Source organism: Bacillus sp. 1780r2a1 (assembly GCA_024134725.1).
Lineage (GTDB): Bacteria > Bacillota > Bacilli > Bacillales > Bacillaceae_H > Priestia > Priestia aryabhattai_A.
This window is the reverse complement of record CP099863.1, coordinates 2,203,465-2,217,797: the sequence shown is the minus strand read 5'-3', so window position 1 is coordinate 2,217,797 and position 14,333 is coordinate 2,203,465. Positions and strand designations below refer to the sequence as shown.

Sequence of the window (14,333 nt, the reverse complement as noted above, 5' to 3'; positions counted from 1 at the left end):
CATCCCTATAATATGAAATTATCGCTTGAATTTAAATATAAAAAAACATGGGAGGAAGAAAACATGAAACATTTAATTATTTATGCACATCCACATCAAGAAAGCTTAAATCACTCTTTATTGGAAGCGACGGTTAAAGCTTTAGAAAAAAACAATCATGAGGTGGTTGTTCGAGATTTATATGCGCTGAACTTTCAACCTGTATTTACAGAAGAAGATATGGAAGCAATGAAGGCAGGGAACACTCCTCAAGATATTAAAGTAGAACAAGAGTATATTACACAAGCAGACGTTATTACGTTTATCTATCCAATCTGGTGGGCAGGCCTTCCGGCTATTATTAAAGGGTATGTAGACCGTGTTTTTGCGTACGGCTTTGCATATGCTACTGGTGAAGAAGGTATTACTAAGCTACTAGCTGGAAAGAAAGGTCTTATCATTAATACCCACGGAACACCAAGCGCTGTTTATGATGAGATAGGCATGACGGCAGGATTAAAAATCACGTCAGATGTAGGGATTTTTGATTTTACAGGAATTGAGCCTGTTGATCATTTATTATTCGGAAGTATCGGCTATTTAGATAAGGAAGGCTACAAAAAAATCTTTACTCAAATTGATGAGACGATTGATCGTCACTTCTCATAATTGTAAGCTAAGCACTAGAACCAACAGGGTTTTGGTGCTTTTTCTATTATTTGCTTTTTTTAAATGCGTATATGGATTAAAATGGAACTAAAAGAAAGGAAATGGAAATATGAGCTGCAAAATCATTTTTTTCGACGTTGATGGTACGCTAACGCATCACAAGAGCGGCGAAATACCTGAGAGTACAAAGCGTGCCATCAGTTTATTAAGAAATCTCGGCATTATTATTGTAGCAGCTACTGGACGCCCACTCTCTATGTGCGAAGAATTAAAAGAGTTAGGTATTGATGTGTTTATTACTGCAAATGGTGGTTACGTGACTTATCAGAATGAAGTTATACATAAAGTGAGTATGAGCAAGTCCAACGTAAAAGAGCTTGTAGAATTCTCAGATTCCAAACAACATGCTCTATCTTTTTACACGAAAGGCTTTCACATGAACGGAGTACAGGAAGAGGGTGTTTTAGCTGCTTTATTCGAAACCTTGTCGCTTCAAACCTATCCAGACACTCATCCTTCCATTTACGAAGAAGAAATCTATTTACTTTGTCTGTTTGGAACAGACGAAGTGGTGGATCAATATAAGATGAGGTTTCCTCACTATACGTTTCGCCGCTGGCACCCATATGTGGTAAACGTATTGGAAACAGACGTATCAAAGTCGCAGGCGATTGTAAAAGTGTTAGAGTACTTTAAAATACACCCTTCTGAGGCGATGGCTTTTGGGGATGGTGACAATGATATTGATATGCTTGAAACTGTAGGTGTTGGTGTTGCGATGGAAAATGGTAGTCAACGCTTAAAGGAAATAGCTGATTTTGTGACGAAAAAATCAGATGAAGATGGCGTGGAGTTTGCCCTTAGATATTATAACCTCATTTCACAATAAGAAAGAAGAGAGGACGTGTACAATGAACCAACCAATTCGAAAGCTTACTATAAAAGATTTAAAGCCTGCAGCTAAGCTGTTTGCGCGTGTATTTAACGAGGAACCTTGGAATGAACCATGGACGCTTCAAAGCTCTTATAAGCGGTTAATGGATATTAGCTTAACGCCTGGCTATCTAGGAATTGGTTATTTTGAAGAAGAAAATGGTCCGCTTCTAGGCTTTATCGTGGGAAATGAAGAACAATGGATAAACAATAAGCATTTTTATCTTAACGAAATTTGTGTGGATACCGATGCTCAAATTAGCGGTATTGGGACAAGCTTATTAGAATTTCTAAAAGTACAGGTAAAGCAGCAAGCAGTAACACAAATCTATTTATCTACTGAAAAAGGTCACCGAAAGCCAGCTGCTTTTTTTCAAAAAAACGAGTTTGAATTGAATGAAGAACGTGTTGTGATGAGCTTAGAGTTAGAATAATACAGATGGGAATGAAACGTACCTATGCATTCTGACTTATAGGAGGAACCGGCATGAGAAAATTTCTCCTGTTAATCAACTTCTGTTTTGCTATATTACTAGCAGGCTGTAATGGTAACGAATGAATTGATAGCTATGTAGTCATAAATAATACCGAATTAATTGTAGTTGAAAGCCCTGATGGATAGAAAAATGTTGTAGAAAAGGTAACGGAATAGGACGATTGAAAATGAAGAAAAAAGTAGTAAAGATTCTACTGGTTATTAGTTTAGGAATGAACGCTTACTGGCTGGTCAAGCATTATGCTTTTGATAGGATGTATGATCCCGATGAAAAGGAACAGAACATTCTAAATGAAATGATTCAAAAAACAATTGAAAGTAAAGACTATCAAGAGATTGCTAAAACAAAAGATATTAAAGCTATAGAAAGCAGCATGGATAAAAATAAAGGTGGCAGGTATCCATATTATTTTAATGTAAGCGTTCAAACAACTGAAGGTACATATTTATTTGGCTGTAGTGATGAGAAGTGTACAGATGTCGAAAAGTATGGAGAAACTTATTCAATTTATCAGGATGAAAAGCCGAGCCTGCCGTTAGAGTAGTGGGTTTTACTAGGAGACAGCTTTGCTATTTAGCGAAGCTGTTTTTATAATGTAAACTTTTTCATCAAAGAATTGATAAAATGATTCAACGTTATTAAACACAGTGTTTTTATTATAAGGAGATAAACATAAGTCCATACCTGTCCCTGTGTATATGAATAAACTATGAAAACGGTTTTTAACTTAGCAAAAATATAAACTTTATAAAAATAGAAAGGAGATAATTTCGTGTATTTCAATCGAAAGAGTAAAAATGTAAATAAACATAGTAATTACTGCTCGTACTGCTGCTCATGTTGTGACTGCCATACATGTTGCTGTTTGATTCCAGGTCCAAGAGGCCCACAAGGAATTCCAGGTCCACAGGGAAAAATCGGCCCACAAGGGGTTCCAGGTCCACAGGGAAAAATCGGCCCACAAGGGGTTCCAGGTCCACAGGGAGAAATCGGCCCACAAGGGGTTCCAGGTCCACAGGGAGAAATCGGTCCGCAAGGGATTCCAGGTCCACAGGGAGAAATCGGCCCACAAGGGATTCCAGGTCCACAGGGAGAAATCGGTCCGCAAGGGGTTCCGGGTCCACAGGGAGAAATCGGCCCGCAAGGGGTTCCGGGTCCACAGGGAGAAATCGGCCCGCAAGGAATTCCAGGTCCACAGGGAGAAATCGGTCCGCAAGGGATTCCAGGTCCACAGGGAGAAATCGGCCCGCAAGGAATTCCAGGTCCACAGGGAGAAATCGGCCCGCAAGGGGTTCCAGGTCCACAGGGAGAAATCGGCCCACAAGGGGTTCCAGGTCCACAGGGAGAAATCGGTCCGCAAGGGGTTCCGGGTCCACAGGGAGAAATCGGTCCGCAAGGGATTCCAGGTCCACAGGGAGAAATCGGTCCGCAAGGGGTTCCAGGTCCACAGGGAGAAATCGGTCTGCAAGGGGTTCCAGGTCCACAGGGAGAAATCGGTCCGCAAGGGGTTCCGGGTCCACAGGGAGAAATCGGCCTGCAAGGGGTTCCAGGTCCACAGGGAGAAATCGGTCCGCAAGGGGTTCCGGGTCCACAGGGAGAAATCGGCCCGCAAGGAATTCCAGGTCCACAGGGAGAAATCGGTCCGCAAGGGATTCCAGGTCCACAGGGGGAAACCGGTCCGCAAGGGATTCCAGGTCCACCAGGTACGCCAATTTTAACAGGAGTCGGAGCACCAACATGTGATGTTGGGGATTTAGGAGATATTTATATCGACTTATTTACAGGTAATACTTATTATAAACTCTCTCAACCTGTTTCTCCTCCAACTAGAGATATTCCTCCTCCAACCGGCGCTACGATTCCGGTTGGTTCAACGCAAACCTTTACCACAATCCAATCGGCTTTAGCTGCTGCTAATAATGGAGATAGACTATTGCTTGATGCTGAGACTTTTATAATTACCTCCACTATTAATGTTAACAAATCGGTAACGATTGAAGGGCAAGGTATAGGGGCAACTACCGTTATTACTACACTGAACACCGTAACTAATATGTTTAATGTTACAGTTCCAAATGTTGTGTTTCAACAGATGTCAATTGTTCAAAATTTCCCATCTGTTTTAAGTGTTGAGTCGGTAATTGCAATAAATAATTTGACCGCAACAGGAATATATGTCGACAGCTGTGAAATTTCAATATGTGAATTAGGGATTTCAATTAGAGCAACTGAGTTCCAAATAACAAACTGTAGCTTTACCTATGCGCCCCTTGCTTCAAGCCCTAATGGTCACTATTACATTGTTATTTCTTCTACTTCAGGACAGAGTATTATTAACAACAATACTTTTATATCTACTGCAGGTAATAATAGTTGCAGGTTTATCATTATTACGAATGTAAGTGCTAGTTCAGGAACACTTCAGGGAAACTTGGTAATAAGCAATAATACACAGCTTCTTTCGCCAAATACTTTAAGGCATTTATTAGTTATCGAAGAATTTGTTGGTTCCAATTTTGGATTGTATATTCTTAACAACACTACAATTAATGAGGGAAATGTACCTGTATTGTTATTTAACGCAAATTTGAATATATTTAGATTTATAGAAGTGGATGGAAATACTGTTCAAAATACCGCAGGAAAAGGTCTCATTGGAATTGATTCAAGTTCTGTTGGGGCAACTACTATTTTCAGTTCAAATAATACGATTGCAAATCAATTTTTTATTACAGGATGGGCCTCTGCAACTATTCCACCTAGCTTTATTGTCGGGTATAATACAACTTCAATTTCGCAGGCACCTAACCTTCTAATAAATAGTTGTTATTGGTTGATGTTAATTTGATGTCTGATAGTCCTCAGTGGGAAAGGGGAAAGTTTCATAAAGCTATAAAAAGGTAAGAGTAGAAAAATGTAAAGATTAAAGTGTCAGCTAACCTTATTACGGCACAAAAAGCCTAGCTGCTAATAACTTAGCAGCTAGGCTTTTTTAAAGTCAAGTTTACAAAACGCTCACAAACCACAATTAAATCAGGAGAAAACGTCTTTCCATAAGGCTTTAACTCGTTTGTGAAAAATTCTTCGTGCGCGTGCCACCAGAAGTTACAGTCACCTTCACCTTCAGCTAATGCGAATTCTTCTGATACCTCGTTCATCGGCAAAACGTCTACCGATTGAACTTGAATAACGGCAACTGGCTGATTGCTTTCGTCTAAAACAATTGAATAATCTCCTTTTTTCGGTAACTCTTCATTTTCAAGTTCATAGAAAACATAGCCGGATGTGGTAGCTGTTTTTTTACCTTCAACAACTAAGGAAGCAAGCCAGCCAGGAGATGCGCCGAACTGAAATGCTTCTTTGTACGATACGTTCGTAAGATTGTTCTTCCGGCAAAACTCCTGCCAGAATTGATCGATTTCATTCATCTTTTTCACCTATTTCTTCAGAATACGATAATGATGAGAAGACACTGCTTTAAAACCAAGCTTTTCATACAAATCAACTGCTGGCTGATTACCTTTTACAACCTGCAGGTAAACATAGTCAGCTTCTTGTCTTTGAGCACATTGAACGAGCGCGCTCACCAGCTCTTTAGCAATGCCTTTTCGGCGATGTTTAGCGTGTACAACTACGTTGCTGATGCATCCGTACCCTTGTTCAACTACCACGGATCCTAAACCGATTGTTTCATTAGTGCCTGATAAGCGCAGAAACGTCTTAGGAGCATGAATGCTGGAAAAGATATGAGTATAGGCGTCAAAGCGATCTATTGAAAAGTCTTCTAACGTTAGAAACTCATGAACCCAAGCTGAAGTTGCTTCGGATAAGTAATCAGCATCATACTGAATATCGAGCTTGACGTTTTGGAGCACATCTTCACATGCGGCCATCATCGTAAAGCATTCATCGATTTTCTGATAGCCTTTTAACGCCAGTGTTTCATCTAACTGTGCAGGTGAAAGCTGAGAGATATGAAAACATGATGATGCGTTTTTGCTTTCATAAAAATTTTCAACTTTTTGAAGCCAGTTTGGATCAAGAGGCAGTGAACCCACTGCATGGACGCTATTGGCGCGCTTTGTATAGCCAAACGTGTAGCGCAGCGTCCAATCACCAAGTTTTTCATTTGTATGAGCTGGCCAAGCATTTGGAGCCAGCTGTTCGAGTAAGCGAAGTGTATCTGTTTTTGTATGCATGCTGCGCCTCCTAATCTGTGAAACTTCTATATTTTTACAATTATACACTTAATAGCAAACAGGTGGCAACCGTAAATCCTGCAGAATGCTGTGCTGAAACTCAGGTGTGTGCACCAGAGAGAGCTGATAATCATGCCATACAAAGCATTGATTTGAATCTGTTAATGTAAAAGGCGTACCGAGCGTTACTTTTATGTTAGGAGGTAGAGCTTTCATGGCGATAGGAATCCATGGCCGCTTTTCTGAGACAACCACCGCATAGGCTGTTCCACCAATCACAAAGTTAAAGTAGTCATTATCTTCGACTGTTTTCATGTTGAAATTTTCTTTTAGCCAGCTTCGAAACTTTCCAACGTCTTTTACTGGAAAGCCTATTTCTCTTATATATAACGCATTCAGCTTACCATACCCCTTTAACTTATTTTCATGAATATAGTCATGCGCAATTAGCTCGAGTAAATGACCGTCACAATCGCGGAAATATACGTTTTTTCGACCATTATGTTCATCAATAGGATTTTCTTCGTTTTGAGCTAACAAAAACACCCTAGATTCTTTTAAAAGTGTAACAGCATTAGTAAACGACTGATAGGACACTTGAATGGCAAAGTGTGCTGGCTTAATTGGTTCGTAGGATTCTTTGAAACTAAGCGTGCTATATGGAGTTAGTCTGAATTGAATAAAGTCAGTTGTTTCATTTGTAATTTCTAAATGTAGTGCTTTTTCATAAAATTGCTTCACACCTTGAATGGATAAGGTACGTAGTTCGAGATTGGCATAGTGGGTAATCATCTTCATTCACTCCTTTTATCGTCAGTTTACGATGAATGCAGTTAAAACAGCGACGGTACAACGAATGAAAAGGAATACATCTTTAGTCGTAGAAAGAATAAATATAGATGTTATTTATTTACTTTTGGGATGTAAAAAAATAGAACAATAGTATAAAATGGGAATAGGGGTGTTGAAAAATGGAAATTCGCCGCGTTGTTATGGAAGACAGAGAAGAAGTCAGTCGATTCTTAGAAAAGCATTGGGGAAGTACAAAAATGGTTACTTCTGTTGGTGCGTATGACTGTTCCTCTCTGTGTGGGTTTATCTTATATGATGAGCATCATAACATCATTGGATTAGTCACCTATGAAATACGAGAAAAAGAGTGTGAAATAATCTCGTTAGATAGCTTGCAGGAAAACAGCGGATACGGCACGGCCCTCATGAAAGCAGTAGAAGAGAAAGCAAAATCCCTAGGTTGCACGAAGGTAACGCTCATTACAACAAATGATAACGTAAAGGCTCTTCGGTTTTATCAAAGACGTGGTTATCATTTAGCTTACCTATTTCCAAACGCAGTTCAAGAAGCAAGAAAACAAAAGCCAAGCATTCCTTTGGTTGGTTATGATGAAATTCCAATTCGAGATGAACTGTTGTTAATGAAGAAGCTATAACTGAATGGAGGAGGATTTTGCATGTCAAACTGGAAAGGCGCAGCAGCGATTTGCATCAATGAAAATAACGAATTATTAATGGTGGCGCAAGAGAAGCCAAATCACCCAGAGCTATGGTCTGTTCCGTCAGGTGGGCTAGAAGGCGGTGAAACATTTGAAGAATGCTGCGTTCGTGAAGTTTTGGAAGAGACGGGATACGAGGTTGAAATCCTAGGTCAAGTCCATGAATACGATACGGTCACATACGGTGTTGATGTGCATATTAAATATTTTGCTGTTCAGTTAGTAGGTGGAGAAAAGAAGCTCCAAGATCCTGATAACCTCATTGTTGATGTAGCATGGAAGCCTGTAGCAAAAATGGATGATTTATTTATGCTGTTTGAAGAAGAGCGAAAAATTTTACTGAGATACATTGAAGATGGAGTTTTAAAAGTGAACTAAAGCGGAGGATGGAAGTTGTTAAAGGTCATTAAAACAAAAGAGAAGCTTGCGAAGTGGGTATTAATCGGGTGCTGTGGTTGCATTAGTCTTTTTGGATACGGCATATATCGAACATTCTTTGATATGAGCCGTCTTCCTGAAGGAGAGTATCTTACCGAATCAACATCACCCGATGGTACCTATACGTTAAAAGCATACCTCTCGGACGGAGGAGCCACTACCGGCTATGCTGTTCGAGGGGAGCTTGTTTTTAACAAAGGAAGGAAAGAAAAAAACATTTACTGGAACTATAAAGAAAGCAGTGCAGATATTCATTGGCAAAGTGAAGATATGGTCGAGATTAACGGTCACTCCCTGCACGTTCCAAATGACATTTATGATTTTAGGCGCGAGTAATAAAAGGAGAATAGATTTAGTGTGTGCCAAGTCTTTGTATAAGGGGTTAATTAATGAAGAGTATTTAAATTGTTCTGGTTTTATTTAAAAGTATTTAAAGAATTTAATTATCAAATTATGAAAAAATATTATTCCTCTTAGCAAACAAATTCTTATTGCTAATAAGGGTTACTTAAATTTAAACAGGCTAGAGTTTACTATATACCTATTCTGTTTCTTTATTTATGTAAAAAAGTTTATACATAAATAGTAAATATTTAATATTTATAAAGAATAACTAGGTAAAAAGTATTGGTTTTATGATAAAATAAATATAGTAATTTTATAGGGGGCATTTTAGTGAGTAAAAAAGAAAGAATAAAAAAGCCATTTTATAAAAAATGGTGGTTTTGGGTCATTGCTATTATTATTGTTGTTGGTGTAAACAGTAAAGATGATGATATAGCGGATACAAACAAAAAAGAAAATAATTCTGCTGTTACTGAATCAGACAAAACTGGTTCAAATGAGAAAAAGGAAGATCTAAAGACAGAAGATTTAAAGGCGGAAGATACGAAGATAGAAGACACGAAGATAGAAGACACAAAAGCAGAAGATAACGTTCCGACAGAATACAATTCTGCTTTAAAAAAAGCTGAATTGTATGCAAAAACAATGAACATGTCAAAACAAGGAATTTATGAACAATTAACTTCCGAATATGGTGAAAAATTTTCCAAGGAATCTGCTCAATATGCAATGGACAACCTGGACTTTGACTGGAAGGCCAATGCTTTAAAAAAAGCTGAATCGTATGCAGAAACAATGAACATGTCAAAGCAAGGAATCTATGGACAATTAATTTCGGAACATGGTGAAAAATTCACTGAAGATGAGGCACAATATGCAGTTGACAATGTCAAAGCAAATTTTAGTGAAAATGCTTTAGCGAAAGCAAAAAGTTATCAGGAAACAATGAGTATGTCACCAGATGCTATAAGAGATCAACTGACTTCTCAACACGGTGAGCAATTTACACAAGCAGAAGCTGATTACGCTATTACAAATTTAGAATAAATAAAACACCCTCATTCAATTCTTTGCATGAGGGTGTTTTATTATTGTTAGAGAATTGTCTTTCTAATGCATGTTTGGTGTTATAAATCTATATTTTACTTATGGTGCTTCTGTGAAAATTTTAAATTAGTGTGGCGATAAAAAATTGCAGTAAATAGGTGTCTTGTCTCTTCAAGTTTAATAAATGTCCATATAACCATGAAAAGCACCTATCAAACGTATGCGAATATGTGAGCAATTTACTATCTACTTTTTTATCTTGTCAAGAGAATATATTAGCAATCAATCCTCTTTGTTTACTTAAAAGTCAAAGTTGTCTGGATCTGGACCAACTCGATGATTTTGGTTTAGTGCATCAATTTCTTGCATTTCGTCAGACGTTAGTTCGAAATCAAAAATATCAGCATTTTGGATAATGCGGTGCTCTTTTGTTGATTTTGGAATCGTAATAACACCGTTTTGAACATCCCAGCGCAAGATTACTTGAGCTGTAGATTTATTGTGCTTAGCAGCAATCGCAGACAGCACATCGTTATCAAGCAGTTCGCCCTGCATAAGCGGAGACCAAGCTTCTAGCTGAATATTTTGCTGTTCACAATAAGCACGAAGCTCTTTTTGCGTTAAGCGCGGATGATATTCGACTTGATTGATAACCGGCTTCACTTCAGCATTTTGTAGCAAGTCTTCTAAATGATGAATTTGGAAGTTGCTCACGCCAATTGCTTTTACTTTGTCTTTTTTATAAAGCGTTTCTAGTGCACGCCATGCGTCCTTATATTTTCCTTCAACGGGCCAATGAATAAGGTAAAGATCTAAATAGTCTAATCCCAGCTTTTGAAGACTAGTTTCGTAGGCTTTAAGAGTTTCTTCATACCCTAAATCACTATTCCATACTTTTGACGTTACGAATAGCTCTTCGCGTGAAAGACCAGTTTCTTTTAAACCTTGTCGGATTCCTTCACCAACGCCTTCTTCATTTTCGTAGATGGCTGCTGTATCAATGCTGCGGTAGCCATTTTTAATCGCAGCTTTTACCGCTTCAACTAACTCAGGTCCTTCTTCCACTTTAAATACGCCTAAACCAAACCCGGGCATCTTTACGCCGTTATTTAGGGTTACTGTATCTTGTAAATGAGTAATCATATTATCAACCTCCAATAGTAAATACACGACTTATAATACGGGAGGAGTGATAAAATAAAAAGTACGCACTTTAAAGTGATATAGGTACTTCAAAGTGCCTATATAGCTTATGAGTAGACGTGTACATGCTCTTTAATAAAATTTCTTAAACTGTCAATCTCAAGCATTTCTTCTTTACAAAGTCGACCAAGATTCGTTAATTCTTCAATTTGCTTACTAGACACACGTTCGTAGTAAGCGTGCTGATGTGGCTTTTCTTGTACAATTCGTTCGTGCGTCACGTAGCCTCTTGCATCCAACCATTGATGATTCGGTAACACGCAGTATGCATGAATAAGCATAACTCTTGGTGCGCTTTCATCTTTAAATCTAAATTCCTGATTCCACATAAGCTCTATAGGATAGCCAAGTTCTTGGTGTAAAGCAATCGCAAATAAGTGAGAGCGGGTAGTTATGTAGTCGAAAAGTTGAAAAGATGTATGTGGAGGATTTGCTTTTAACTGAAGTGTTGTTTCAAAGTGAGACACGCTGCATTACCTACCTTTTCTAGCAATATACCAGTATATTGTAATTTTTTCTTTCTTTTTTCTAGTTTAACTTATTTGACCATTTCAGTGTAAAATGATATCTGGAAGTATAGGGGTATTTTAACAATCTTCTGATGATCAGAAAAGGAGAAATAGAAGAATAAACGAATATTGATTAGTATTCTTGGCTATCTTGTAAAGAATAGAAAATGGAGGTGAAGCAGTTGGAACGAATCATTTATCATATGGAAGTCGATGGGCACCTGCTTGAGTATTCAGTTGTTGGAACAGGAACTCCAATCTTGCTGTTTCACGGAGGGCACTCGAACTGCCGTGAAGAGTTAGGGTATGAACGTCTTGTGAAAAGCGGCTTTTCAATTATCACACCATCAAGGCCAGGATACGGAGCTACTTCAAAAGAACTCGGCGACACGCTTGAACTAGCTTCTCGCCGCTACGGGAAGATGTTAGATCAGTTACATATTAAAAAAGTACATATCATTGCAGTTTCAGCAGGGGGACCAAGCGGGATTAGCTTTGCGTCAATGTATCCAGACCGTACAAATAGCTTAATTCTACAAAGTGCCATTACAAAAGAGTGGCTGTCTAAAAGAAGTCTCAACTATAAGCTAGCGAAACTGGCATTTCATCCACTTACTGAAAAGTGGACGTGGAAGCTCGTTGCTCGTTTGTCAAACCGCTACGTACAGTTTATGTTTAAACAGTTTGTGCCGTCTTTTAGTAAACTTTCTGTAGAAGAGGTTATGAAGGAGATGAAAGATTCAGATCTAGAAGCATTTCAGCGTATGAATAATCGCTATCGTTCAGGAGAAGGATTTATCTTAGATCTTCAGCATACGTCCAAGAGGTTTAATCACTTGCTGACGACGGTCCAAAGCCCAACTCTGATTCTGCACAGCCTTAACGACCAAGCTGTCTCCCTGGAGCATGCACATCACGCAAAAAAATCAATTCCAACGTCAACGCTTTGCCTCCTTGATAATTGGGGACATTTGCTGTGGATTGGAAAAGATGCAGAAGATATTCATAATCAAGTTGAAGCGTTTATGAAAAAGCATGACCTTGTAAATGGGCATGTTACTTTATAATTTGGGAGAGAAAATGAATGACTAAAACGATTGATTTACAAGTAGTAGACAACGTAGCCGACTATATATCAAATCTGTCAGAGCTTTTAGTGACGTGCGTGGAAGGAGGGGCATCAATTGGCTTTTTGCCTCCTTTGTCTAACGACCAAGCAAATATGTACTGGAGTGGAGTCAATCAAAATGATACCGTCCTGCTTATCGCAGCTAGTGAAGGCAAAGTAGTGGGCACCGTTCAGCTATATTTAGAAAGAAAAGAAAACGGAAAGCACCGAGCTGAAGTTGGAAAGTTAATGACGCACCCTGGTTTTCGAAGAAAAGGAATTGGCCGCTTATTAATGGAGAAAGTTGAAGCCCAAGCGAAAAAGCATGGCATTTCACTGCTTGTATTAGATACAAGAGAAGGTGATCCATCAAACGAACTATACCAAGCAATGGGGTACACAAAAGCAGGGATAATTCCCAACTATGCATTGTCAGCCAACGGTAATCTGGATGCCACGGTGTTTTATTATAAGCTAGTGTAATAGAAAAGAATGATGAGCATGATAAAAGGAAAGAAGCATAAGTCCGATACCTATGCTTCTTTTTGTTTGACTTTCTTCCATCTTGAATAAATTTCAAACAGAGAAAGAGAGAGAACGCCCCAGAAAATCCAGTTGCTAAAAGAGACACCAGAAGTAGACTCACCGCCTAAAAGCGACAATATTGTCATCACTACAACAATGTAGACAGTAAGAATAAGTTGTCCTATTAAGCCTTCAGCTATTTTTTCTTCCGAGCGGATTCTAATTATGATACTAAGTATAAACAATAACCCAATCACGCTAACGAATAAAACAAAAGCAGCTTGTGGTAGGATTTTTGTAAACATTGGGTTAGGAAAATAATCAAAAACTAAAATAATAGTTAGAATCAGCATAAATAGTAAATCTGGCCACTTTATATATTTCACCAAAAAGCACCGCCACCTTTTTTCTTTATTATACCATTTTAGTAATTATTTTCTATAAAAACCATTGAATAATGTTTACCTGTGTTCTCATCACGCATACACTCTCTTATGTTCACGCGTATAGGTAAGGCTATTAGCTACTTCCTGCTCATTGATTTGAAAATCAAGCGCTTTTGCCACTTTCGTAGACTCGCGAATAAACATCGTTTGACTAGCTTGGAGTGCATGCCAAATCTTTTCATTCGTCGATACGTCATAGGTGCTTTGAAGCTCAAGAAACTCATGCTTTTCGAGATAGTTTGGCAGGTACTTATTGTTTTTTCCTAAACTAAACGTAAAGCCACGCTCGGTGCCGATGCGCCAGGACATCATGCGAAGAAGTTCTGTTCGTGTGTGAAAAGTAAGATGGTCTACCGCATATAAAAATTCATTGCGGCAAAGGCCTTTGACAACGTACGTACAAACCCACCAAAATTCGTTGCAACAGTCTAGAAAGTTAGCTTCGGTTGGCATTTGAAGATGATACTGTTTATCGCTTAGAAGTTGTGGTGCCCTAAATAAATCATCTTTATCTAGCAATATGGTTGAAATACCTTCATCACCACGGTTCCAGTCTTCTTTAAGTGAAAGCGGACAAAGAGTTAAATCAATTCGCGTATAGTCTTGAAACAGCATGAGATAGCTGAACTTTCCTCCTAATGAAGGCGGAAATAACGTTGTTTGTTCCGGCATTTGGGTCAAAAAACGTTCTCCGAAATAGTCAACCCATGTCGGGTCACTTAAGAAGCTTTCCATCTCAGATACAATAAAAACAATATCGTAATCTTGAAAATGGTCACGAGGTGCCTTGGGATTGACACGTGAACCACACATCCCAACTGCGCGTACGCGGCCATCGTTTTTCGCATAGCTCAAAATAAGATTCATTACTTCTTCTTTACTGCGCACGTTCATTCTCCTTTCTTAAAAACGTTTATTTCCCAT

General features: G+C 38.6%; 18 protein-coding genes. 11 read left to right on the top strand and 7 right to left on the bottom strand.

Annotation, left to right across the window (positions count from 1 at the left end; genetic code table 11):
* Positions 1-63: 63 nt before the first annotated feature.
* The 5 genes from NIZ91_11210 to NIZ91_11190 all read left to right on the top strand — a co-directional run bounded on the left by NIZ91_11210 (position 64) and on the right by NIZ91_11190 (position 4,926).
* Positions 64-648, top strand: a complete 585-nt coding sequence (locus NIZ91_11210; GenBank protein ID USY53331.1) for an NAD(P)H-dependent oxidoreductase — start codon at positions 64-66, stop codon at positions 646-648.
* Between the two features lie 109 nt (positions 649-757).
* Positions 758-1,537, top strand: a complete 780-nt coding sequence (locus NIZ91_11205) for a Cof-type HAD-IIB family hydrolase (protein USY53330.1) — start codon at positions 758-760, stop codon at positions 1,535-1,537.
* A gap of 22 nt (positions 1,538-1,559) precedes the next feature.
* Positions 1,560-2,015, top strand: coding sequence for a GNAT family N-acetyltransferase (locus NIZ91_11200; GenBank protein USY53329.1), 456 nt, complete (start codon positions 1,560-1,562; stop codon positions 2,013-2,015).
* 229 nt (positions 2,016-2,244) lie between these two features.
* Positions 2,245-2,622 (top strand): hypothetical protein, encoded by a 378-nt coding sequence (locus NIZ91_11195; GenBank protein USY53328.1) that lies wholly within the window; start codon positions 2,245-2,247, stop codon positions 2,620-2,622.
* A gap of 228 nt (positions 2,623-2,850) precedes the next feature.
* Positions 2,851-4,926: a collagen-like protein gene (locus NIZ91_11190; GenBank protein ID USY53327.1), complete on the top strand. Its 2,076-nt coding sequence runs from the start codon at positions 2,851-2,853 to the stop codon at positions 4,924-4,926.
* A 127-nt stretch (positions 4,927-5,053) separates the two neighbouring features.
* Here the strand turns inward: NIZ91_11190 and NIZ91_11185 are convergent, their stop codons facing one another.
* The 3 genes from NIZ91_11185 to NIZ91_11175 are packed head-to-tail and all read right to left on the bottom strand — an operon-like array spanning position 5,054 to position 7,069.
* Positions 5,054-5,506: an ASCH domain-containing protein gene (locus tag NIZ91_11185; protein ID USY53326.1), complete on the bottom strand. Its 453-nt coding sequence runs from the start codon at positions 5,504-5,506 to the stop codon at positions 5,054-5,056.
* A gap of 9 nt (positions 5,507-5,515) precedes the next feature.
* Positions 5,516-6,277, bottom strand: a complete 762-nt coding sequence (locus NIZ91_11180) for a GNAT family N-acetyltransferase (GenBank protein ID USY53325.1) — start codon at positions 6,275-6,277, stop codon at positions 5,516-5,518.
* Between the two features lie 48 nt (positions 6,278-6,325).
* The gene (locus tag NIZ91_11175; GenBank protein ID USY53324.1) at positions 6,326-7,069 is read right to left on the bottom strand and encodes a glyoxalase/bleomycin resistance/dioxygenase family protein; all 744 of its coding nucleotides are present in this window, start codon (positions 7,067-7,069) and stop codon (positions 6,326-6,328) included.
* A 179-nt stretch (positions 7,070-7,248) separates the two neighbouring features.
* Here NIZ91_11175 and NIZ91_11170 point away from each other — a divergent pair, with 179 nt between their 5' ends.
* From NIZ91_11170 to NIZ91_11155, 4 genes are all read left to right on the top strand, one after another.
* The gene (locus NIZ91_11170) at positions 7,249-7,725 is read left to right on the top strand and encodes a GNAT family N-acetyltransferase (GenBank protein ID USY53323.1); all 477 of its coding nucleotides are present in this window, start codon (positions 7,249-7,251) and stop codon (positions 7,723-7,725) included.
* A 21-nt stretch (positions 7,726-7,746) separates the two neighbouring features.
* Complete coding sequence (locus tag NIZ91_11165) at positions 7,747-8,166, top strand: NUDIX hydrolase (GenBank protein USY53322.1); 420 nt, start codon at positions 7,747-7,749, stop codon at positions 8,164-8,166.
* Between the two features lie 15 nt (positions 8,167-8,181).
* On the top strand, positions 8,182-8,562 hold the full coding sequence (locus NIZ91_11160; GenBank protein ID USY53321.1) for a DUF5412 domain-containing protein: 381 nt from the start codon (positions 8,182-8,184) through the stop codon (positions 8,560-8,562).
* Between the two features lie 339 nt (positions 8,563-8,901).
* Positions 8,902-9,618, top strand: coding sequence for an Ltp family lipoprotein (locus NIZ91_11155; GenBank protein USY53320.1), 717 nt, complete (start codon positions 8,902-8,904; stop codon positions 9,616-9,618).
* A 300-nt stretch (positions 9,619-9,918) separates the two neighbouring features.
* On the opposite strand, the gene NIZ91_11150 is transcribed toward NIZ91_11155, so the two are convergent.
* Both NIZ91_11150 and NIZ91_11145 read right to left on the bottom strand, forming a co-directional pair.
* Positions 9,919-10,761 (bottom strand): aldo/keto reductase, encoded by an 843-nt coding sequence (locus tag NIZ91_11150; GenBank protein ID USY53319.1) that lies wholly within the window; start codon positions 10,759-10,761, stop codon positions 9,919-9,921.
* A gap of 107 nt (positions 10,762-10,868) precedes the next feature.
* Entirely contained in the window at positions 10,869-11,288 is a 420-nt protein-coding gene (locus tag NIZ91_11145) for a hypothetical protein (GenBank protein USY53318.1), read from the bottom strand.
* Positions 11,289-11,512: 224 nt separating this feature from the next.
* On the opposite strand from NIZ91_11145, the gene NIZ91_11140 reads away from it, so the two are divergent.
* Both NIZ91_11140 and NIZ91_11135 read left to right on the top strand, forming a co-directional pair.
* Positions 11,513-12,397 carry an alpha/beta hydrolase gene (locus NIZ91_11140; protein ID USY53317.1) on the top strand — a complete coding sequence of 295 codons (885 nt, stop codon included), beginning with the start codon at positions 11,513-11,515 and terminating at the stop codon, positions 12,395-12,397.
* Between the two features lie 17 nt (positions 12,398-12,414).
* Entirely contained in the window at positions 12,415-12,921 is a 507-nt protein-coding gene (locus NIZ91_11135) for a GNAT family N-acetyltransferase (GenBank protein USY53316.1), read from the top strand.
* Between the two features lie 50 nt (positions 12,922-12,971).
* Here NIZ91_11135 and NIZ91_11130 read toward each other — a convergent pair whose 3' ends face one another.
* Positions 12,972-13,352, bottom strand: coding sequence for a hypothetical protein (locus NIZ91_11130; GenBank protein ID USY53315.1), 381 nt, complete (start codon positions 13,350-13,352; stop codon positions 12,972-12,974).
* Between the two features lie 87 nt (positions 13,353-13,439).
* Positions 13,440-14,297, bottom strand: a complete 858-nt coding sequence (locus NIZ91_11125; GenBank protein ID USY53314.1) for an aminoglycoside 6-adenylyltransferase — start codon at positions 14,295-14,297, stop codon at positions 13,440-13,442.
* Positions 14,298-14,333: the final 36 nt, after the last annotated feature.